Origin of the sequence: Kribbella sp. HUAS MG21, from assembly GCF_040254265.1 — a bacterium.
Lineage (GTDB): Bacteria > Actinomycetota > Actinomycetes > Propionibacteriales > Kribbellaceae > Kribbella.
Genome location: NZ_CP158165.1, coordinates 4,690,669 through 4,711,884, shown reverse-complemented (window position 1 = coordinate 4,711,884; position 21,216 = coordinate 4,690,669). Strand labels below are relative to the sequence as shown.

The window sequence follows — 21,216 nt, the reverse complement described above, 5'->3', positions numbered from 1 at the left end:
TCAGCTCCGGACAGACACCTCGCGCAATCTTTTCTCCAGATAGCGCCGCTCGGCGTCGGTCGTGGCCAGCGACAGCGCCTCTTCGTACGCCGTGGCCGCCTCAGGCCGGCGCTCCAGGCGGCGGAGGAAGTCCGCGCGGGTCGCCGGCAGCAGGTGGTAGCCGGTCAGCGGTCCGGCAGCCAGGTCCTCGACGAGGCGCAGGCCGACGGCCGGGCCGTCCGCCATACCGATGGCCACGGCGCGGTTGAGAGCCACGACAGGTGTCTGGGGCAGTTGGGCGTACAGGGCGGCTATCTGCGGCCAGTCCGTGTCAGCAGCAGTAGGCGCGGTGGCATGGCAGGCGGCGATCGCGGCCTGGACCTGATACGGGCCGGATGCGCCAAGCTGCAGTGCGCCGTCCAGGACGTCGACAGCCTCGCTGATCTGCGTATGGTCCCACCTGGTGCGGTCCTGCTCGTCCAGCGTGACCAGAGCGCCGTCGGACGCCAGACGGGTGTCACGGCGGGCATCGTGCAGGAGCATCAGCGCGAGCAGCCCCGCGGCCTCTGGTTCGGCAGGCATCAGCTGGACCAGCAGCCGGGCCAGCCTGATCGCCTCACTGCTCAGCTGGCTCCGGACGACATCGGAGTACCCCTCGTTGAACAGCAGGTACAGCACGGCCAGCACGGCAGGCGTTCGCTCCGGGAGGAGGTGCGCCGGCGGGACGCGGTACGGGATCCCGGCATGCTGGATCTTCTGCTTGGCCCGCGTCAGCCGCTTCGACATGGTCGTCTCCGGCACCAGGAAGGCCCGCGCGATCTCCGCCGTACTCAGACCGGCCAGCGTCCGCAGCGTCAACGCCACCCGCGCCTCCATCGCCAGCGCCGGATGGCAGCAGGTGAACATCAGCCGCAGCCGGTCGTCCGGTACGTCGTACGGCGGGTCCTGCTCGACGCTGACAGCAGCCACCTCACGCAGCTTCTGCGCACCGACAGCCTCCCGGCGCAACCAGTCGATCGCCCGGTTCCGGGCCGTCGTGGTCAGCCACGCACCGGGCCGATCCGGTACGCCGTCCTCCGGCCAGCGCTGGAGCGCCGCCGCAAAGGCCTCTTGCGCGCACTCCTCGGCCAGGTCCCAGTCGCCGGTCAGCCGGATCAGTGTGGCGACCACCTGGCCCCACTCCTGCCGGTAGATCTCCTCGAAGGTCACACGACCCCTGGCGGCGGTTCCAGCACCGGGCGGATCTCGATCGTGCCGTAGCCGGCCGCCGGGTGCTTCGCGGCGATCTCGACCGCCTCGTCGAGGTCCGCGCAGTCGATCAGCACGAACCCGCCGATCTGCTCCTTCGTCTCCGCGAACGGCCCGTCGGTCAGCAGCAGCTCCCCCTCCCGCACCCGCACCGTGGTCGCCTCGTCCGGCGGGTGCAACCCGGCACCACCGGTCACGACCCCGCGAGCCTCCATGTCCTCGGACCACCCGCCGCACCCGTCGTTGGCGTGCTCGGCGGCCGACTCGTCCCCGCAGATCATCAGCAAGTACTTCACCGCCTCATCCTCGCAGGTCTAGCGTCGGCCGCAAGGAAACCCAAGGGGAGGTACCAGGGATGACCAACAGGATCGTGCACTTCGAGGTGCCGTACGACGACGCGGAGCGAGCGCGGGCCTTCTACCGGGAGGCGTTCGGGTGGAACCTGATGGAGATGCCCGAGCTGGACTACACGATCGTGACCACCGGGCCGGTGGACGAGCAGCAGCTGCCGTCCGAGCCGGGCTTCATCAACGGCGGCATGTTCCGGCGCACCGAGGAGCTGACCCGGCCGGTGCTGACGATCGACGTCACCGACATCGACGCGGCTTGGAAGACCATCGAGAGCCTCGGCGGCGAGCGGGTCGGCGAGAAGCTGCCGGTCGGCGACATGGGCTTCGCGGCGTACTTCAAGGACCCGGAGGGCAACATCCTCGGCCTGTGGCAGTCCGCGGCCGGCTGACCGCGGACCGCCGGGATGCGTCAGCTACCCATCGTCTGGAGGTGCCGCATCGAGCCGTAGCGCGAGGTGAGGCGGTCGAAGTCGGCGGCGTCGAACAGTTCACAGGTGCCGGCGCCGTAGCTCTTCGCCGCCTCGAGGCAGAACCGGGCGGCCGACTCGACACTGGCCAGGTCGGTCGCCCCGGTGCCGCAGCCCGGCACCGCGGTCTCGGTCGTGATCGCGACGCCGACGACCGGCGCGCTGGTCGCCGTACACGGCTGCAGGATCGAGTTCACGTGGTACACGTCGTTGCCGTACGGCGTGATGTCCTGCATGGTCAGCGGGAGCACGGCGGGGAGCTTGCCGCTGACCTGGGAGGCGAGTTCGAGCAGGTCCTCGCTGACCCGCAGGATCCAGCCCTCCTTGACCGTCGGCGAGATCGCGAACCCGTGGTGGTTGACGATCCGGTTGCCCTTGGTGGTGTCCACCGACAGCACCGCGTCCATGCCCTGCTCGACCTCGTGCTCGTTCATCGCGGCCAGGTCGACCGGCGAGTCCATGAACGGGACCGGGTCGTGCGGCCGGGTCGGCGCGTCCGGGCAGACGTGCGTCGCGACGATCACGTCCCCTGGCAGCTGGTCGCCGCGGCGCAGCATCGAGCCGAGCTTGCCCGCGACCGCGAGCGCCACCAGCGCCCCGTCGCCGTCGGACACGAACCCGATCCGCTCCGGCCGCGCGCCGAGCCCGCCGAGCCGCCCGATGACGCCGAGCGTCGGCGCGTCGCCGCCGGCGGTCCGGCCGCGGCTGCCCGGGATGACGGCGCGCACGAAGTCCGTGCTGCCCTTGTCGCCCTGCACGGTGGTCACGCTGACGTCGTCGACGCCGTTCTTGCGCAACCAGGCCGCGACGGCCTCTCCCGATGCGGACGCGTCGTCGAGGACGTCGTACAGATCGAGAACTTCACGCCATGGCATAGCTATCTCCCAGATAGAGGTCAGAACTTGGTCTTGAAGAGGCTGTTGCCGAAGCCCCAGAGCGCGTCGCCGGCGATGAATCCGGCGGCAGCGATGGTCATCTGCGACTCCGCGTCGGCGCCCTTCCAGCGCCGGTACGCGATCCGCAGGACGATCCCGGCCAGGACGGTCCAGCCGGCGATCGGGTTCACGATCAGGGTTCCGGTGGCGAGCAGGATGCCCATCTGCCGCTTCGGGCCGCCGAGCAGCTGAATGATCGCGCCGGGCACGGCCCAGAGCAGCAGCTTCCCGATCAGCCCGGGGTCGACCCCGGCCTGGATCGTCTTGGCGTAGACCTGCACGATCGGCGGGAACAGGTTGCGGTCGAAGTACACGTGGTACGTCAGCGCGACGACCGCGGTGGCGACCGCCATGCCGATCACGCCCGCGAAGAGCTGCTGGCGCCGCCCGGCCAGTTCGAACGCCGGGTTCGCGCCCCGGCCGCGGAGCAGCCAGCCCGCCTTGAAGTCGTACCCCGCGTCGGCGAACGCCGGGCCGCCGGCCGCGATGAACCCGACCAGCAGCGCGAGCGCGATCGCCGGGAATCCGAGCAGCATCCCGACCGTGAGGAAGATCAGCGAGGTCGCGAACGACGGGAACCACCCGGAGTGCATCGCCGACAACCCGACGATGAACTCCGCGACGATGCACGACACCGCGGCGTACAGCACCCAGAGCACCAGCTCGCCCGGACCCAGGTCGCCGATCAGTCCCCCGGTGACCGCGAGCAGCACGGCCGCGCCGATGTAAAGCGCGAACCCGCGCCCGAGCCCGCGACCGACCGTCGCGTCGTCCCGGGTGTACGTCGTCTCGGCCGGCTGCGTGGGCTCCCTGCGGCGACCGCGCACGACCACCACCAGGGCTTGCGCGAGCGCGACCACGCCGGCCCCGATCATCAGCCCGTGCGGCAGGTAGATCTCGGCGATGTTCACCCCGAAGACGTCCGCGCTGTAGCCCCGTGCCAACAGCCCGATCCCGAACATCGTCAGCGCGACCACGTTCCCGATGAACGCGACGCCGAACGCCGACATCGGTACGCCGAGCCACGATCCGGCCAGGCCAACGGCCGTTCCCGCGCCGAGCAGCAGGGCCCGCTTGCCACCCTCGTCACCGGCCTTGATCGCCTCGGCGGCGGCCACACCAGGCGGCCACGCAGCCGCACCGGGGAAGACCTTCGAGTCGTACAGCCAGTACAGCATCACGAAGTCGATCAGCATCGCCAGCGCGGCGCCGATCAGCATCGGCCAGACCAGTCCGGGCCGGCCGAGGACCACCGGGATCGCGATCGGCAGCAGCAGTGAGTTCGCCGCGGCGAACGTAGCGGTGGAGATCGTCGACTGGACCAGGTTCTGCCGGTGCACGGACCGGAACGGACGCAGTACGGCGAGCGGCACCCGGCTGAGCGCGATCGCGACCAGGACGCCGATCAGGGCGGTGTTCGGCGTCACGCCCAGCGTGGTGATGATCTGCAGGCCGATGACCGCGCCGACCGCGGCGCAGATCACCAGCAGCGCGAGCGTGGCGGGCTCGAACGCGCGCGGGTGCTTCGTCGGCGATTGCGTAGGAGTTGTCATGTCAGCTCCGCAGTGAGGCGTGCGACGACCGAACGGGACAGCACCACCGGCAGACCGGACGCGGCCGCAGCTGCCTCCCGGTGCTCCTGCGTGTAGCCCATGCAGTCGAGCACCAGCAGCTGTGCGCCTTCGTCGGCCAGTTGCCGCGCGGCGGCCGTCAGCTCGGTCGTTCCCGGCTGGTACGGCGTCGCCCAGGCCACCTTGATCTTCTGCTCGAGGTGCTCGAACTTCTCGTACGACTGCTGCTCCTGCTCGGCCAGCGGGCAGATCACGCCGACGAGCGAGTCACCCGCGAGCGCGGACAGCCCCGCGGTCAGCAGCGGACCCGCGAGCAGCAGCGGCCGGCGGTGCCGGAACGCCGGGAACTCACCGGTGCAGACGATCAGTACGACGTCCGCACCGCCGTCCTCGAGGACGTCGATCGCCGCCTGCAGCCGCGGCAGGATCCCGGCCCGGCCGATCACGACGGACGACCCGTCGCGCAGCCGGGTGGTCAGCGTCTCGTCCCCGGCCTCGGGCGCGAGCGCCGCGATCTCCGCCGTACTCAGGTCGTCCAGCGCGCCGCGCTCGCGGACCTCGACCGACGGCGGCAGCCACTGGATCATCTCCGGGACCATGTCGCTGCGTGGCGACTGCCCGATGGTGACGACTCCGAGGACGCTCATGCTACGGCCTCCTTCGTTCCGGCTTCCACGAGTTCACGGCGCTCGGCCCGGTCGAGGCGCGCGCGCGGATCGGCGGATGGTACGGCGGCCAGCAAGGCCTTCGTGTACGCGTGCTTCGGGTCGGCGAAGACCTCGTCGACAGTGCCCCGCTCGACGATCTTGCCGCGGCTCATCACCAGGACGTCGTCCGCGATCAGCCGCACCACGGACAGGTCGTGCGTGATGAAGACGTACGTCAGGCCGAGCCGTTCCTGCAGGTCCTTCATCAGCTCCAGCACCTGCGCCTGCACGGACACGTCGAGCGCGGACACCGGCTCGTCGCAGACCACCAGCGACGGGTTCAGCAGCAACGCGCGGGCGATCCCGATCCGCTGTCGCTGGCCGCCGGAGAACTCGTGCGGGAAGCGCTGGAGGTGATCGGCCTCCAGCCCGACGAGCTCCATCACCTCGACCAGGCGCTTGCGGATCCCGGTCGCGTCGAGGTCGGTGTGCAGCCGCAACGGCTCGGCGAGCGTGCGCTGGATCGTCCAGCGCGGATCCAGGGACGCGTACGTGTCCTGGAAGACGATCTGCATCCGCGACCGCATCGCCCGCAGGTCCTCGGCCGGCAGCGCGAGCAGGTCGACGCCGTCGAACGTGACCGATCCGGACGTCGGCTCGTGCAACCGGAGCAGCGCCCGCCCGGTCGTCGACTTGCCGGACCCGGACTCGCCGACGATCGCCAGCGTCCGCCCCGGCGCGACGCCGAAGCTCACGCCGTCCACGGCGGTCAGGGACTCGGTACGCCGTCCGCGCCGCCGCCGTCCCGGGAACACCTTGACCAGGTCGGACACCTCCAGCAGCGGCGGCCCGTCGGCGGGCCGCGCAGCGCGCGACCGCTCCTGGTTCGCCGGCAGAAAGCTCAGCAGGCGCTTGGTGTAGTCCGCCCGCGGCGCGTCGAAGAGCCGCTCGACCGGCGCGGTCTCCTGGACCTGCCCGTCGTGCATCACCGTGACCTCGTCACAGGTCTGCGCGACCACACCGAGGTCGTGGGTGATCAGCAGCACCGACGTACCGTGCTTCTGCTGCAGGTCGGTGACCAGGTCGAGGATCTGCAGCTGGGTGGTGACGTCGAGCGCGGTCGTCGGCTCGTCCGCGATCAGCAGCTTCGGCTCGCACGACATCGCCATCGCGATCATCACGCGCTGCCGCATGCCGCCCGACAGCTGGTGCGGGTAGTCCCGCAGGACCCGCCTGGTGTCGCGGATCCCGACCATGTCGAGCAGCTCCGCCGCGCGGTCAGCCGCCTGCCGGCGGGACATCCCGAGGTGGATGCGCAGCGGCTCGGTCAGCTGGTCGGCGATGCTCAGCACCGGGTTCAGCGCGGTCATCGGTTCCTGGAAGATCGTCGCGATCTCCTTGCCCCGCACGGCCCGCATCGACCGCTCGGACAGCTGGGTGAGATCCCGCCCGTCGAACTCGATCCGGCCGCCGGTCACGTGCACCGACCGCCTTGGCAGCAGCCGGGTGATCGTCATCGCGGTGACGCTCTTCCCGCTGCCGGACTCCCCCACCAGCCCCAGCATCTTCCCGCGCGGGATGCTCAGGCTGACGTCGCGGACCGGCGTGATCGGGCCGCGCGAGGTCTCGATCCGCACGGTCAGGTCGGTGATCTTCAGTAGGCCAGTCAGCTCAGTCATCGCGGACCCCGAGGTAGCGGATCGTCGTCGAGGCGTACGTCTTCGCGGCGAGTACGACGTCCGCGACCGGTGCACGCTCGTCGAACCCGTGGATCGTGGACAGCTCGGCCGGGCCGTACTGCAGCACCGGGATCCCGTGGCTGCGGAACGTCCGCGCGTCCGACGACGCCCACTGCAGCACGCCCTCGGCCGGCTCACCGGTGAGGTCGCGGAGCGCGCCGACCAGCTCGACCACGATCGGGTCGCCGGGCAGCGTCCAGTTCGGCTCGCTGCGGAACCCGAGCGGCTCCACGGTCGCCTCGACACCGGCCTCGGCGAGCAGCTCGTCCACGCGGGCCAGGACCTGCGCCCGGGTCAGCCCGATCGGGACCCGGGTGTCGATCTCGACCACGCAGGTGTCGGCCACAACATTGGTCGCCGAGCCGCCCGTGATCGTGCCGACGTTGATCGTCACGTGGTCGAACACCGCGCCGATCCCAGGCCCGTAGCCCTCGCGCTCCTCGGCGAACACCTTCGAACTCTCGATCAACTCGCGGACGTCGGCGGGCGCGTCCGGGACCATCTCCCAGAGCCCTTGCAGCGCCAGGATCGCCTTCGCCGCCTGCAGGTTCGCGTTGGTCCCGTGCAGCGGCTGCAGGCTGCCGTGGCCGGGCCGTCCCGACACCGTCAGCCGGAACCAGTTGCTGCCCTTCTGGCCGATCGTCGGATGCGTGCGCTCGGCCGGTTCGGCGATCACCGCGCCGGTCGCGCCGTCCAGCACGCCCTGGTCGAGCAGCCAGTCCGCGCCGAGCGGCCCGCCGGCCTCTTCGTCCGGTACGGCGGCCAGCGACAGCCGCCCGTTCAGCGGTACGCCGAGCCGGTGCATCACGACGTACGCGTGGATGATGCCCGCGAGCCCGGCCTTCATGTCGCTGGCGCCGCGGCCGCGCAGGTACCCGTCGACGACGTCACCGGCGAACGGCGGGAAGCTCCAGCGGCTCACGTCCCCGACCGGTACGACGTCCGAGTGGCCCGCGAGCACCAGGTGCCGCTCGCCCGGCTGCCCCTGGTGGGACAGCACGCTCAGCCGGCCCTGCCCGGCGTCGAGGACGTCGACCTCGACGCCTTCCTTCCGCAGTACCGCGGCGATGAACTCGGCGATCTCGGTGCAGTCGCCCGGCGGGTTCTCGCTCGGGATCCGGATCAGGTCGCCGGCGAGCCCGATCAGCTCGTCCGCGGTCCGGTCGATCTCGTCGAGGACCTGCTGCTCCCAGCTCACTTGGCGGCTCCGCTCAGCTGGAAGAACCGCACGATGCCGTCGGGGTACGACGTGTAGCCGTCGATGCCGGCCCGGTGCGCGACCACGATGTTGTACTCGTACAGGTACGCCCACGGCGCCTTGGTGTTGATCGCCTGCTGCGCGTCGCCGTACAGCTTGTTGCGCTTGGCAACGTCGGGCTCGGTCGCGGCCTGCTCCCAGGCCTTGTCCACCACCGGGTCCGAGAAGTTGGCGTAGTTGCTCGAGCCCTGACTGGTGAGCAGCAGGCCGAGGTGATAGCCGGGGTCGTTCACGAACGACGTCCAGCGGGTGATGTAGGACTGCACCTTCTTCGTCTCCAGCGCCTCCAGGAACTGCGGCCGCGCCATCTTCTTGATGTTCATCGTGACACCGATCTTGGCCAGCTCGGCCTGGATCAGCACCGCGTCGTCGTTCCAGTCGTCGAACCCGGAGCCGAGCGTGAAGTCGAAGCTGAAGCCCTTCGAGAGCCCGGCCTCGGCGAGCAGCGCCCGCGCCTTGTCCAGGTCGTACTTGTAGGTGTAGCCCGCGTCCGAGAAGCCCGGCGTCGAGCTGGCCACCGCGGACTTCATCGGCGACGCCTCGCCCTTCATCACGTCGTTCAGCAGCTTCTCGTACGGGATCGCGTACGAGACCGCCTGCCGGACCCGCGGGTCGTCGAACGGCGCGATCTTGTTGTTCATCGCGAAGAACAGGATCTTGTTGCTGGCCCGCGAGTCGATCACGACGCCCTCGGCGGACTTCAGCGACTGGACGTCCTTCGGCGGCACCTCGAGGGCCAGGCCGACCTCGCCCTTGCGGAGCAACTGGACGCGGTTCGACGCCTCGGCGATGAACTTGACGCTCACCTGACGGAGCTTGGGCTTCTCACCCCAGTAGCCGTCGTTGCGGGTCATCGACGCCTCGGTGGCCGGATCCCACTTGGTGAGCGAGTACGGTCCGGAGCCGGCGGTGTTGGTGGCCAGCCACTTCGCGCCGCCGTTCTGCTGCACCTTGTCCATGTCGATGATCGAGAACGAGTACATCGGCAGGATCTGCAGGAACAGGTGGTTCGGCGCGGTCAGGTCGATCTTCACGGTGTGCTCGTCGACCTTGGTGACGGTCTTGATGCCGGCCATCTTGTACAGGAAGCTGGCCGAGCTCGACGCCTTGATGTGCGCGAACGTCTTCACCACCGCGTCCGCCGTCACCGGCGTCCCGCTCTGGAACTTCGCGTCCTTGCGGAGCTTGAAGGTGTACGACGTGTTGTCCGCGCTCGGCTGCCACGACTCGGCGAGCATCGGCACGATCTCGTCGGTCTTCGCCTTGGGCTTGCCGTCGACCTCGGTGCGGCCGTAGGTGACCAGCTGGTCGTAGGCCGCGACCACGAAGGTGTCCGACGTGACGTCGTTCGCCTCGGCCGGGTCGAGGGTCTTGCCGCCCTCGGAGTACGCCGCGACCAGCGTGTCGCCGGCAGCCTCGTTGCCGCCGCCGGTGCTGCTGTTCGCGTTCGCGGCACAACCGGACACCGCGAGGGCCGCCGTGGCGGCGAGGGCGAGAACTGTCCGCTTCATGCAGAGCTCCTTGTCATTTGCTGGTCCGCAGGCGCGGGTCGAGGACGTCCCGGAGGCCGTCGCCGAGCAGGTTGAAGCCGAGGATCGAGGTGGCGATCGCGAGGCCGGGGAAGGTCGTCATCCACCACTCGCCGCTGATGATGTAGCCGCGGCCGTCGGAGATCAGCACGCCCCACTCGGGGTCGGGCGGCTGCGCGCCGAGGCCGATGAAGCTCAGCGACGCGGCAGTGAGGATCGCGTAGCCCATGCCGAGCGTCGCCCGGACCAGGATCGGGGCGAGCGCGTTCGGCACGATGTGCCGGATCAGGATGCTGCGGCCGGGCAGGCCGATCGCGTGGCCGGCCTCCACGAAGTCGCGCTCCCGCAGCGACAGCGTCTGGCCGTGCACGATCCGCGCGAACTCCGGGATCCCGACGATGCCGACGGCAACCATCGCGCTGACCATGCCCGGCCCGAGGGCGGCCGCGATCGCCATCGCGAGCACCAGCGACGGGAACGCCAGCAGCATGTCCATCAGCCGCATCACCAGGCCGCCGGCCCGGCCGCGGACGAACCCGGCGAAGGCGCCCAGCGGTACCCCGATCAGCAGCGAGATCGCGATCGCGATCAGCCCGGTCCAGAGCGAGATCCGGCCGCCGGCCAGGACGCGGGCGAGGATGTCGCGGCCGAAGTTGTCGGTGCCGAACGGGTGCGCGAGCGACGGGCCCTCGAGCAGACCGCCCGCGCCCGGCTGCGTCGCGCCGTACGGGAGCAGGTCGGCGAACAGTGCGCCGAGGGTCCAGACGGCGATGAACACCAGGCCGACGACGGCGAGCGGGTTGCGGAGCAGCAACCGGAGCGTCGTCTGCGGTTTGGAAGCGGTGTCGGTCGTCGGCTCAGGCATCGGCGATCCTCGGGTCCAGGCGGGCGTTGACGAGGTCGACGACGAGGTTCGCCGCCAGGTAGACGACCGCGGCGAGCAGCGTGAACGCCTGCACCGGCGCGTAGTCGGTGGCCAGCACGGACTGCACGACGTACGACCCGATACCGGGCCAGGTGAAGACGGTCTCGGTGATCACGGCGCCGCCCATCAGCTGGCCGAACTGCAGTCCGGAGACCGTGACGATCACCGGGGCCGCGTTCTTCAGCGCGTGCTTGAGCGTGACGACCGACGGCTTCAGGCCTTTCGAGACCGCGGTCCGCACGTAGTCCTGGCCGATCACCTCGAGCATCGCGGACCGGGTCATCCGGGCGATGATCGCCGTACTGCCCGTGGCCAGGCAGAGCGCCGGCCAGATGATGTGCGAGAGCGACGAGCGCAACGCCACCAGGTCGCCGGTCAGCAGCGAGTCGAGGACGTACAACCCGGTGAGGTGGGTCGGCGGGTTGACTCCTTCGGCGACCCGGCCGAGCGGCGCCGGCGCCCAGCCGAGCTGGTTGTAGAAGACCACGATCACCATCAGGCCGAGCCAGAACAGCGGCATCGACGCGCCGAGCAGCGAGAACACCCGGCCGGCGTGGTCGACCGGCCGGTCCCGGCGGGTCGCGCTGATCACGCCGAGCGGGATACCGGCCAGGAGCGCGATCAGCAGCGCGACCAGCGCCAGCTCGACCGTGGCGGGCAGCCGGGAGGCGAAGTCGGACGTGACGCTCTGACCGGTGTGCCAGGCGAACCCCAGGTCGCCGTGCAGCAGGTCGTCGAAGTACCGGACGAGCTGGACGTGCAGGGGCTGGTCGAGGCCCATGTCGGTGCGGAGCTTCGCGACCACGCTCGGGTCGGCCTGGTCGCCGGCCAGTGTCCGGGCCGGGTCGCCGGGCAGCACCCGGGTGAGCACGAAGATGCACACCACGACGCCGATCAGCGCGGGCGCCATCGCGGCCACGCGGCGCAGGACGAGGTTCATGCGGAAGAGAGTCGAGGAGAAGGTGCGACATCTGCAACGACTTCCCGTTATATGAGAGAGCGATTCGTTATTCGCGACGCTGCGCTACCGTTCTCCGCGTGGAACCTGACGATGTGCGATCACCCCTGCAGACGGTCGACCGGGCCCTGCAGATCCTGATCTCGTACTCCGAACAGCGCCGCGACTGGGGCGTGATGGAGCTCGCGGACGAGCTCGGCATCGACAAGTCCTCCGCGCAACGGCTGCTCGCCGCGCTCGCGTTCCGCGGGTTCCTGCGGCCGGACCCGATCACCCGGCGGTACAGCCTCGGGCCGACGATGTGGCGGATGGCGGCGCTGTGGGAGCGCACCGGCGGGCTCGCCGCGCTGGCCGACGGCGTCCTGGTCCGGCTCGCCCAGGACACCGAGCGGACCGCCACGTTCACGGTCCCGGACGGTTTCCACGTCCGGTGCATCGCGGCCGTCGACGGCGGCAGCGGGCCGCTGCGCAGCCATCCGCTGGTCGGCGACCTCTACCCCGCGCACGCCGGCGCGACGTCCCGGGCGTACTTCGCGTTCATCGACCGCAACGAGCGCCGGGCGCTGCTGTCCGGGCGCCCGTTCGCCCGGTTCACCGATCTCACCGAGGTCGACGAGGCCGCACTCGAGCGGGTCTTCGAGGACACCGTGCAGACCGGCTGGGCGTTCTCCGACGGCGAGTACGACGCCGCGACCCGGGCGATCGCCGCGCCGGTCCGGCTCGGCCGCCGCCCGATCGGGTCGCTGACCGTTGTCGAGGGCAAGAACGAGGAGGCGCCCGGCGACATCCGGGACCACGTCCCGCGGTTGCTCGAGGCAACCGAAGAGCTGTGCAACCTGCTCGCGCACCGTACGCCCGCGGCCCGCACCCGGCGCCGCTGAACCTGTCTGGAGAACCTGTGGAACTGCTGCTGCTCTCGAACTCCACGGCCCCCGGCCGCAAGTACCTCGAGCACGCGCTCGACGCGTTGGTCGAGGTGCTGGCCGGTCGCGACGAGGTGGTGTTCGTGCCGTACGCGCTCGCCGACCACGACGGCTACACCGAGCAGGTGCGGACCGCGCTGGAGCCGCTCGGCGTCCGCGTCACCGGGGCGCACACCGCGCCGGACGCGTTGCGCGGGGCGCCGGCGATCTTCGTCGGCGGCGGGAACACGTTCCGGTTGCTGCGGACGCTACAGCTCAGCGGCGACCTCGACGTGATCCGCGAGCGGGTCCGGGGCGGGACGCCGTACGTCGGATCGAGCGCGGGGACGAACCTCGCGGGGCCGAGTGTGCGGACCACGAACGACATGCCGATCGTGCAGCCGCCGTCGTTCGCGTCGCTCGGGCTGGTGCCGTTCCAGATCAACCCGCACTACCTGGACCCGGACCCGTCCTCGACGCACCAGGGCGAGACCCGCGAGCGGCGGATCACCGAGTTCCTCGAGGAGAACGACGTACCGGTGCTCGGGATCCGCGAAGGCACCTGGCTGCGGCGATCCGGCGAGACGCTGACGCTCGGCGGGATCTCGGCGGGCGCGCGGCTGTTCCGGCGCGGGGCGGCGCCGGCGGAGGTCGCGAGCGGCACGGACCTCTCGGAATTGTTGCGGATCACCGCGCGTTTCGACGTACGCCAGTAGTTCACTTCCGAGTGCCTAGACTCGGGCTGTTGGCTCCGGTGGTGTCTCGGGAGGACTGAATGCCAGACCGTACTCAGACCATTGCGTATCCGGCCCCGGGATCGCGGCCGTCGCGGCGGGATCCGGAGCCGCTGGCCCCGCACGTGATCGTGCTGTTCGGCGCCACCGGTGACCTCGCCAAGCGCAAGCTGCTGCCCGGTCTGGCGTACCTGCAGCAGTCCAAGTTCGCGCCGGACGTGCGGATCATCGGAACCGCGACCGAGGACCTGAGCTGCGACGAGTTCCGGGACCGCGCGCGGCAGGCGGTCGAGACGTTCGGCACCCACTCGATGACTGACGAGCAGTGGGCGCAGTTCGCCGAGCGGCTCGAGTACGTGCCGGTGACCGCCGGGCCGGAGGCGCTCGCGAGCGCGGTCAAGGCGGCCGAGGAACTGCTCGGCCCGGACACCCGGCGGCTGCACTACCTGTCGGTGCCCCCGAAGGCGGCCCAGGCGGTGATCGCGATGCTCCGCGACGCCGACCTGGTGGAGCGCGCCCGGGTGGTGATGGAGAAGCCGTTCGGCGACGACCTGACCAGCGCGATCGAACTGAACGACTTCGTCCACGAGACCTTCGACGAGGCGCAGATCTTCCGGATCGACCACTTCCTCGGCAAGGAAGCCGCGCTGAACATCCTCGCGTTCCGGTTCGCGAACGGGCTGTTCGAGCCGATCTGGAACCGGAACTTCATCGACCACGTGCAGATCGACATCCCGGAGTCGCTCGGCCTGGACCAGCGGGCCACGTTCTACGAGCCGACCGGCGCGTTCAAGGACATGGTCGTCACGCACCTGATGCAGGTGATGTCGTTCGTCGCGATGGAGCCGCCGACCGCCCTGGAGCCGCGGGCGATCTCGGAGGAGAAGAACAAGGTCTTCCGGTCGATGCTGCCGATCCACCCCGGCGACGTGGTCCGCGGGCAGTACTCCGGCTACCGCACCGAGGACGGCGTCGCGCCGGACTCCGACACCGAGACGTTCATCGCGCTGAAGGTCGAGATCGACAACTGGCGGTGGGCCGGCGTGCCGTTCTACCTGCGCACCGGCAAGAAGATGGCCGAGGGCCAACGGATCATCTCGATCGCCTTCAAGGAGGCGCCGAAGACGATGTTCCCGGCCGGCTCCGGCGTCGGTTCCGAGGGCCCGGACCACCTGACCTTCGACCTCGCCGACTCGTCCCGGGTGTCGCTGTCGTTCTACGGCAAGCGTCCCGGTCCGGGGATGCGGCTGGAGAAGCTGTCGATGCAGTTCTCCACCCAGGAGACCGAGAGCGCGGGCGACGTCCTGGAGGCGTACGAACGGCTGATCCTGGACGCGATGCGCGGCGACCACACGCTGTTCACGACCGCCGAGGGCATCGAGTCGCTCTGGGACCGCTCCGCCCCGCTCCTCGAGGACCCGCCGCCGGCCAAGCCGTACCAGCCCGGCACCTGGGGCCCGAACGCGATCCACCAGCTGATCGCGCCGCGCGCCTGGCGGCTGCCCTTCGAACGCGAATGGCGGCAGGCGAAGAAGTAGGCCATTGCCGTCCCCTCCGGGCGAGGCGCACTATCGGGGTGTGACGTAGGTCACGGAACACCTCGGAGGGTGGAGGAGGTGGACGGATGACAGGGACAAGGACGCATCTCACCGGGGAACGGGCACCCTGCGGACGGCTCGGCGATGCGCACCGGAGTCAGGAGAACGACTTCGAGGGCTTCCGGCTCGACGACGTGGTGTTCGCCTGTGGGTGCCGGCAGTCGCGGCACGAGTTCCACGACGGCAGCGTCCGGATCCGGACCGTGCGGCACAACGGCAAGGTGCTGCTGGACGAGCACAGCGGCGACCACGAAGCCTAGTCATGGCGAGCTATCACGACGTCGTGGTGATCGGAGGCGGCGGCGCTGGGTTGCGAGCTGCCATCGCGGTGGCCGAGACCAACCCGGCGCTGCGGGTCGCGGTGATCTCGAAGGTCTATCCGATGCGCAGCCACACGGTGTCCGCCGAGGGCGGTGCCGCGGGCGTCGCGGGGGCGGACGACACGTTGGACGAGCACGCGTACGACACCGTGTCGGGCAGCGACTGGCTGTGCGACCAGGACGCGGTCGAGGCCTTCGTCGCCGAGGCGCCGCGCGAACTCCTCCGGCTCGAGCACTGGGGGTGCCCGTGGAGCCGGCAGCCGGACGGGCGGATCGCCGTCCGCGCGTTCGGCGGCATGAAGAAGAAGCGCACCTGGTTCGCGGCCGACCGGACCGGGTTCCACCTGCTGCACACGCTCTTCCAGACCGCGCTCTCGTACTCCGACATCGTCCGGTACGACGAGTGGTACGTCACCAAGCTCCTCGTCGACGACGGCCGCGCGTACGGCGTGGTCGCGATCGAACTGGCCACCGGGCGGATCGAGACGATCACCGCGAACGCGGTCATCGTCTGCACCGGCGGGTGCGGACGCGTCTTCCCGTTCACCACGAACGCCAACATCAAGACCGGCGACGGGATGGCGCTCGCCTACCGGGCCGGCGCCGCTCTCAAGGACATGGAGTTCGTGCAGTACCGCCCGACCGGCCTGCCGTTCACGGGCATCCTCATCACTGAGGCCGCCCGGGCTGAGGGCGGGTGGCTGCTCAACAAGGACGGTTACCGCTACCTGCAGGACTACGACCTCGGTACGCCGACCCCGGAACCGGTGCTGCGCAACATGGAGCTCGGCCCGCGGGATCGGCTGTCGCAGGCGTTCGTGCACGAGGTGGAGAAGGGCCGGACCATCGACACGCCGTACGGTCCGGTGGTCAACCTGGACCTGCGGCACCTGGGCGCGAAGCTGATCGACGCCAAGCTGCCGTTCGTCCGCGAGCTGTGCTCGAAGTACCAGAACATCGACCCGGTGCGCGAGCTGGTCCCGGTACGGCCGGTCGTGCACTACATGATGGGCGGCATCCACACCGACCTCCGCGGCGCCACGTCGCTCGAAGGTCTGTACGCCGCCGGCGAGGTGGCCTGTGTCAGCATCAACGGCGCCAACCGGCTCGGCTCGAACTCGTTGCCGGAGTGCCTGGTCTTCGGCAACCGCGCGGGGCGGGCCGCGGCCGTGTTCGCGGGCCGCTACCACCGCGGAGTACCGCACTCGATTCTCGCGCTGGGGCGGGACGAGGAACGGCGGCTGGCCGCCGAGGTCGGCCGGCGCACCGACAGCCACGAGCGGATCGCGGACATCCGGACCGAGATGCAGGCCACGATGGAGAACGGCGCCGGCATCTACCGCGACGGGGACTCGCTCACCAAGGCGGCCCGGCAGTTGGAGGAGTTGCAGGTGCGGTTCCGGCGCGCCGGGCTCGACGACCACAGCACCGACTTCAACACCGAGCTGATCGCGTGGCTCGAGCTCGGGTTCATGCTGGACGTTGCCGAGAGCATCATCGCCTGCGCGATCCGCCGGGAGGAGTCGCGCGGCGCGCACCAGCGCACCGACTTCCCGGCCCGCGACGACGAGCGGTTCCTGGCGCACTCGCTGGTCAGTCGCCAGCCGGACGGGTCCGGCCGCGTCACGTACCTGCCGGTGACGATCACCCGCTGGCCGCCGGGAGAACGGGTGTACGGGAGGGGGTAGCGATGGCAGACGAGATCACCCTCGAGGTCGCACGCTACCGGCCGGGGGTCGACACCGAGCCGGTGCTGCAGTCGTACCAGGTTCCGCTCCGCGAGCACTGGGCGGTCCTCGACGGCCTCACCTACGTGAAGGACCACCTGGACGGCACGTTGTCGTTCCGGTGGTCGTGCCGGATGGGCATCTGCGGCAGTTGCGGGATGACGGTGAACGGCGAGCCGCAGCTGAGCTGCGCCACCTTCCTCACCGACTACGCCCCCGGTCCGATCCGGGTCGAGCCGTTGCGCAACTTCCCGGTGATCCGCGACCTCGTCGTCGACATCGACGACTTCATGACCAAGCTGCCGACGGTCACGCCGTGGATCGTCCGGGACGTGCAGAGTCCTGTCGAGGAAGGCGAGTACCTGCAGACGCCCGAGGAGCTCGACGAGTACCAGCAGTTCAGCATGTGCATCAACTGCATGCTGTGCTACTCGGCCTGCCCGGTCTACAGCCTCGAACCGGAGTTCATCGGCCCGGCGGCGATCGCACTGGCGCAGCGCTACAACCTCGACTCGCGCGACGAGGGCGCCGACGAGCGGCGCGCCGTACTGTCGTCGCCGGAAGGGATCTGGGCCTGCACCTTCGTCGGCGAGTGCAGCGCGGTGTGCCCGAAGGGTGTCGATCCGGCCGGGGCGATCCAGCGCTACAAGCTGACCGCGGCGACACGGTCGATCAAGGACCTGCTGATGCCGCGGAGCAAGCGGTGAGCGTCTACCACCGGCCGGTCCGGCTGTTCTGGTGGCTCGAGCGGCGTTCGTACGTGCTGTTCGTACTGCGTGAACTCAGCAGTGTGTTCGTCGCGTGGTTCGTGGTGTTCCTGCTGCTGCTGGTGAAGGCGATCAGCGACGGCGCGGCGTCGTACCAGCGCTTCCTCGACTGGAGCGGGCAGTGGTGGATGGTCGCGATCAACGTCGTCGCGCTGGCGTTCGTGCTGCTGCACGTGGTGACCTGGTTCGGCCTGGCGCCGCGGGCGATGGTGATCAAGGTCCGCGGGACGCGCGTGCCGCCGCGCCAGGTCGTTGCCGCGCACTACCTGGCCTGGCTGGTGCTGTCAGCGGTCGTCGCCTGGCTGGTGCTGCGATGAACCGCCGCTCTCCGGAGCCTTTCCTCTGGATGCTGTTCAGCTCCGGCGGCATGGTGGCCGCGCTGATGGTGCCGGTGCTGCTGTTCCTGTTCGGGCTCGCGTTCCCGCTCGGACTGCTGACACCGCCCGACCACGCGGAGGTCCTCGGGTTGCTCCGGCATCCGGTCACTCGGCTGGTGCTTTTCGGGGTGTGCGCGCTGGCCCTGTTCCATTGGGCGCACCGGTTCCGCTACACGCTGTACGAGGGCCTGCAGCTCAAGCGGTACGCCGTACCGATCGTGGCACTGTGCTACGGCGGCGCCGTCGTCGGCTCCGTCGTCGCGGCCTGGCTGCTGCTGACGGTCTGACACAATCTCGCGCATGCGCGAGATTGTGGTGATCGGGGTCGGGGCCGGGGATCCGGAACAGGTGACGATGCAGGCCGTGGCGGCGCTGAACCGGGTCGACGTGTTCTTCGTGCTGGACAAGGGTGAGGTCAAGCAGGAGTTGGTGGACCTGCGGTCGGAGATCCTGCGGCGGTACGCAACGTCTAAGGAGTATCGGGTCGTCGTCGGGCGGGACCCGGAGCGCGACCGGACGAGTTCGGCGTACGTCGAGGCCGTCGACGACTGGCGGCGGCGCCGGGCCGACGTGTGCGCGGGGATGATCGCGGACGAACTGGGCGAGGACCAGGTCGGCGCCTTCCTGGTCTGGGGTGATCCGTCGCTGTACGACAGCACGCTGGCGATCCTGGACGACATCCTCGCGCGCGGTGAGCTGGCGTTCTCGGTCGAGGTGATTCCGGGCATCAGCAGCGTGTCGACGCTCGCCGCGCGGCACCGGGTCGGCCTGAACCAGGTCGGCCGGCCGATCCAGATCACCACCGGCCGGCGGCTGGCCCGCGAATGGCCTGCCGGGGTGGACGACGTGGTCGTGATGCTCGACGCGCAGACCGCGTTCACCGAGCACCTCGACCAGGACGCCGACATCTACTGGGGCGCGTACCTCGGCACGCCCGACGAGATCCTCATTTCAGGCCCGGTCCGGGAGGTGGCCGCGGAGATCGAGAAGGCCCGCGCCGAGGCCCGCGACCGGAAGGGCTGGATCATGGACACCTACCTGCTGCGCCGTCACGCGGACCGGCGGGACTGAGCAGAACCACCGACAGCAGGATCGCGGCGAGGACGAAACCAGCGGCCGCCAGCCACGCCGCGCCGTACCCGTCGCGGAGTGCCAGGAGGTCACCGGCGCCTTCGGTGAGCCGCTGCGCGGTCGTGGATGCGGCTAGCGTGGCGAGTACCGCAGTACCGACGGCCGCACCTGCTTGTTGTGCGGTGTTGTTGAGGCCTGAGGCCACTCCGGCGTCCGCGGCGGCCGCTCCTGACATCGCCAGCATGATCGCGGCCGGGATGGCGATACCGATGCCGGCACCCATCACCGCGAGCACGGGGCCGACGTTGACGAGGTACGAGCCGTCGACCGGCGCCCTGCTGATCCAGAGCAGCGAGAGCAGGAAGGTGATCAGGCCGGCGACCAGCATCCGCCGCGGGCCGAAGCGGACCGTCAGCCGCGGGGCGATCGACAGCGACATCAGTGCGTTCATCAGTGGCGCCGGGACGAAGGCCAGGCCAGTAGTAAGCGAGTCGTACCCCAGGACGCGCTGCACGTAGAGGGCGGTGGTGAACTGGAAGCCGAAGCCGGCAGCGAAGAGCAGTACGACCACCACGTTGGCTACGGTGAGCTGGCGGCGCCGGAAGATGCGCAGGGCAAGTAGCGGCTGCTTGATGCGTGCCTGCCGTACGACGAACGCTGCGAGTAGCAGGAGTGACGCAGCAGCCTGTACCAGCGTGCGGGTCAGCGTTGCGTGCGGCTCTGCGGTCTGGACGATCGTGTAGACGCCCAGTGAGAGACCTGCGGTGACCAGCACTGCGCCGAGTACGTCTGCGCCATTGGCGAGGCCCTGTCCGGGCTGGTGGGCCAGGAGCTTGGCTGCGAAGGCTAGTGCGACGACGCCGATCGGTACGTTGATCAGGAACGCCCAGTGCCAGCCGACGGTCTGGGTGATCACGCCGCCGAAGATGAGGCCGATCGACGCACCGCTGGCGGCCGTGAAGCTGTAGACGCCCATTGCGCGTGCTTGCTCACCAGGAGCCGGGTAGAGGCTCACGATCATGCCGAGGATCACGGCCGAGGCCAGTGCCCCGCCGATACCTTGCAGGAAGCGGCCTGCGATCAGCGCTTCGGCGCTCGTCGCCACACCGCACAGCAGCGACGCGGCCGTGAACAGCCCCAGCCCTGCCACGAAAACCTTCTTGCTCCCGATCAGGTCGCCGAGCCGGCCGGCCAGCAGCAGGAGTCCGGCGAACGCGATCAGGTACGAGTTCATCACCCAGGCCAGGCCGGCCTCCGAGAAGCCCAGATCCTGCTGGATCGTCGGCAGCGCGACGGTCACCACGGTGCCGTCGAGGATGATCATCAGTTGCATCACGCAGAGCACGACCAGCGCCTGCGTGCGCCCGCGGACCCGCCCGGCCGCCGCCACCGCATCCACACTCACAGCCCATCTCCTGTCCTCGAAAATGCCCGACAGGAAGGACCATAACAGATAGTCCCGTAATAGACGATCTTTTAGTGGACGGTTCAGCTGGAGCGTTGCCGCGAACGCCGGACGGGCTGGGCGGTGACCGGGGTGGCCAGCGGGCCCTCGAGCAGGGTGGTGACGGCGTCCACAAACGGCTGCCGCTGCGGTGCGGCCAGCGCGGCGAGGGCGTCGGCGTGGACGCGGTCGACGATCCGCTGGCCTTCGGCGGCGATCTTCGCGCCGGCCTCGGTGACGGCGATGATGCGCGCGCGGCGGTCGGTCGCGGACGGCTTGCGTTCGGCGTACCCGGCCTTCTCCAGGGCGTCGACGGTGACGACCATCGTGGTCTTGTCCATGTACGCCAGCTCGGCGATCTGGATCTGCGTGCGCTCCGCCTCGAGCGCGTGCCGCAGTACGCACTGCATCCGCAGTGTCAGCCCGACCTCCGCCAGGGCCGCGGACAGCTGCGTCTCCAGCACGTGGCTCGCGTGCGTCAGGTAGCCGGTGATGTCGGGGACGGTGCGCTCCAGGGGTTCAGCCATACCTCCGAGGATAGCGCGGGACTATCTGCTCCGAGATGATCCTGATCCGGATAATCCGTGCTCGTGCTGTCGCCGGAATGCGACGGGTTGACCAGGCTGTCGCGAAACCGCGAGCCGGCGGGGGCGCGGGCGGTTTGGCTGGA

22 protein-coding genes are annotated in these 21,216 nt (G+C 69.8%); 10 read left to right on the top strand and 12 right to left on the bottom strand.

Annotated elements, in window-relative coordinates; genetic code table 11:
• The gene (locus tag ABN611_RS23165; RefSeq protein ID WP_350274314.1) at nt 1–1,188 is read right to left on the bottom strand and encodes a sigma-70 family RNA polymerase sigma factor; all 1,188 of its coding nucleotides are present in this window, start codon (nt 1,186–1,188) and stop codon (nt 1–3) included.
• Nucleotides 1,185–1,523 carry a YciI family protein gene (locus ABN611_RS23160; RefSeq protein WP_350274313.1) on the bottom strand — a complete coding sequence of 113 codons (339 nt, stop codon included), beginning with the start codon at nt 1,521–1,523 and terminating at the stop codon, nt 1,185–1,187. Before ABN611_RS23160 ends, ABN611_RS23165 begins: the two co-directional genes overlap by 4 nt.
• 59 nt (nt 1,524–1,582) lie before the next feature.
• Between ABN611_RS23160 and ABN611_RS23155 the strand changes: the two genes are divergently transcribed.
• Nucleotides 1,583–1,966, top strand: coding sequence for a VOC family protein (locus tag ABN611_RS23155; protein WP_350274312.1), 384 nt, complete (start codon nt 1,583–1,585; stop codon nt 1,964–1,966).
• Nucleotides 1,967–1,986: 20 nt separating this feature from the next.
• Here the strand turns inward: ABN611_RS23155 and ABN611_RS23150 are convergent, their stop codons facing one another.
• From ABN611_RS23150 to ABN611_RS23115, 8 genes are read right to left on the bottom strand one after another with little or no spacing between them, the layout of a single operon-like run.
• Nucleotides 1,987–2,919: a DUF1177 domain-containing protein gene (locus ABN611_RS23150; RefSeq protein ID WP_350274311.1), complete on the bottom strand. Its 933-nt coding sequence runs from the start codon at nt 2,917–2,919 to the stop codon at nt 1,987–1,989.
• 20 nt (nt 2,920–2,939) lie between these two features.
• On the bottom strand, nt 2,940–4,532 hold the full coding sequence (locus ABN611_RS23145; protein ID WP_350274310.1) for an OPT/YSL family transporter: 1,593 nt from the start codon (nt 4,530–4,532) through the stop codon (nt 2,940–2,942).
• Entirely contained in the window at nt 4,529–5,197 is a 669-nt protein-coding gene (locus ABN611_RS23140; RefSeq protein ID WP_350274309.1) for an AroM family protein, read from the bottom strand. Before ABN611_RS23140 ends, ABN611_RS23145 begins: the two co-directional genes overlap by 4 nt.
• Nucleotides 5,194–6,876 (bottom strand): ABC transporter ATP-binding protein, encoded by a 1,683-nt coding sequence (locus tag ABN611_RS23135; protein ID WP_350274308.1) that lies wholly within the window; start codon nt 6,874–6,876, stop codon nt 5,194–5,196. The genes ABN611_RS23140 and ABN611_RS23135 overlap by 4 nt, the downstream gene beginning before the upstream one ends.
• Nucleotides 6,869–8,134, bottom strand: a complete 1,266-nt coding sequence (locus tag ABN611_RS23130) for a M20 family metallopeptidase (protein WP_350274307.1) — start codon at nt 8,132–8,134, stop codon at nt 6,869–6,871. The genes ABN611_RS23135 and ABN611_RS23130 overlap by 8 nt, the downstream gene beginning before the upstream one ends.
• Nucleotides 8,131–9,705, bottom strand: a complete 1,575-nt coding sequence (locus ABN611_RS23125; protein ID WP_350274306.1) for an ABC transporter substrate-binding protein — start codon at nt 9,703–9,705, stop codon at nt 8,131–8,133. The genes ABN611_RS23130 and ABN611_RS23125 overlap by 4 nt, the downstream gene beginning before the upstream one ends.
• Nucleotides 9,706–9,718: 13 nt before the next feature.
• Nucleotides 9,719–10,588: an ABC transporter permease gene (locus tag ABN611_RS23120; protein WP_350274305.1), complete on the bottom strand. Its 870-nt coding sequence runs from the start codon at nt 10,586–10,588 to the stop codon at nt 9,719–9,721.
• The gene (locus ABN611_RS23115) at nt 10,581–11,588 is read right to left on the bottom strand and encodes an ABC transporter permease (protein ID WP_350274304.1); all 1,008 of its coding nucleotides are present in this window, start codon (nt 11,586–11,588) and stop codon (nt 10,581–10,583) included. Before ABN611_RS23115 ends, ABN611_RS23120 begins: the two co-directional genes overlap by 8 nt.
• Nucleotides 11,589–11,686: 98 nt before the next feature.
• Here ABN611_RS23115 and ABN611_RS23110 point away from each other — a divergent pair, with 98 nt between their 5' ends.
• The 9 genes from ABN611_RS23110 (at nt 11,687) to cobF (ending at nt 19,102) form a co-directional block, all read left to right on the top strand.
• Nucleotides 11,687–12,487 (top strand): IclR family transcriptional regulator, encoded by an 801-nt coding sequence (locus ABN611_RS23110; RefSeq protein WP_350274303.1) that lies wholly within the window; start codon nt 11,687–11,689, stop codon nt 12,485–12,487.
• Between the two features lie 17 nt (nt 12,488–12,504).
• Nucleotides 12,505–13,224 (top strand): dipeptidase PepE, encoded by a 720-nt coding sequence (pepE, locus tag ABN611_RS23105; protein WP_350274302.1) that lies wholly within the window; start codon nt 12,505–12,507, stop codon nt 13,222–13,224.
• Between the two features lie 59 nt (nt 13,225–13,283).
• Complete coding sequence (gene zwf, locus ABN611_RS23100) at nt 13,284–14,780, top strand: glucose-6-phosphate dehydrogenase (protein ID WP_350274301.1); 1,497 nt, start codon at nt 13,284–13,286, stop codon at nt 14,778–14,780.
• 86 nt (nt 14,781–14,866) lie between these two features.
• On the top strand, nt 14,867–15,100 hold the full coding sequence (locus tag ABN611_RS23095; protein ID WP_350274300.1) for a hypothetical protein: 234 nt from the start codon (nt 14,867–14,869) through the stop codon (nt 15,098–15,100).
• Nucleotides 15,101–15,102: 2 nt separating this feature from the next.
• Entirely contained in the window at nt 15,103–16,848 is a 1,746-nt protein-coding gene (gene frdA / locus ABN611_RS23090) for a fumarate reductase (quinol) flavoprotein subunit (RefSeq protein ID WP_350274299.1), read from the top strand.
• 2 nt (nt 16,849–16,850) lie between these two features.
• Nucleotides 16,851–17,594: a succinate dehydrogenase/fumarate reductase iron-sulfur subunit gene (locus ABN611_RS23085; RefSeq protein ID WP_350274298.1), complete on the top strand. Its 744-nt coding sequence runs from the start codon at nt 16,851–16,853 to the stop codon at nt 17,592–17,594.
• Nucleotides 17,591–17,971: a fumarate reductase subunit C gene (locus tag ABN611_RS23080; RefSeq protein ID WP_350274297.1), complete on the top strand. Its 381-nt coding sequence runs from the start codon at nt 17,591–17,593 to the stop codon at nt 17,969–17,971. Before ABN611_RS23085 ends, ABN611_RS23080 begins: the two co-directional genes overlap by 4 nt.
• Nucleotides 17,968–18,318, top strand: a complete 351-nt coding sequence (gene frdD / locus ABN611_RS23075) for a fumarate reductase subunit FrdD (RefSeq protein ID WP_350274296.1) — start codon at nt 17,968–17,970, stop codon at nt 18,316–18,318. Before ABN611_RS23080 ends, frdD begins: the two co-directional genes overlap by 4 nt.
• A 13-nt stretch (nt 18,319–18,331) precedes the next feature.
• A complete protein-coding gene (gene cobF / locus ABN611_RS23070; RefSeq protein ID WP_350274295.1) occupies nt 18,332–19,102 on the top strand; it encodes a precorrin-6A synthase (deacetylating) in 771 nt (256 codons plus the stop codon).
• On the opposite strand, the gene ABN611_RS23065 is transcribed toward cobF, so the two are convergent.
• Together ABN611_RS23065 and ABN611_RS23060 are read right to left on the bottom strand one after the other, a co-directional pair.
• The gene (locus tag ABN611_RS23065) at nt 19,056–20,507 is read right to left on the bottom strand and encodes an MFS transporter (RefSeq protein WP_350274294.1); all 1,452 of its coding nucleotides are present in this window, start codon (nt 20,505–20,507) and stop codon (nt 19,056–19,058) included. The two genes, cobF and ABN611_RS23065, sit on opposite strands and share 47 nt — an antisense overlap.
• Nucleotides 20,508–20,590: 83 nt before the next feature.
• On the bottom strand, nt 20,591–21,073 hold the full coding sequence (locus ABN611_RS23060) for a MarR family winged helix-turn-helix transcriptional regulator (protein WP_350274293.1): 483 nt from the start codon (nt 21,071–21,073) through the stop codon (nt 20,591–20,593).
• Between the last annotated feature and the right edge of the window lie 143 nt (nt 21,074–21,216).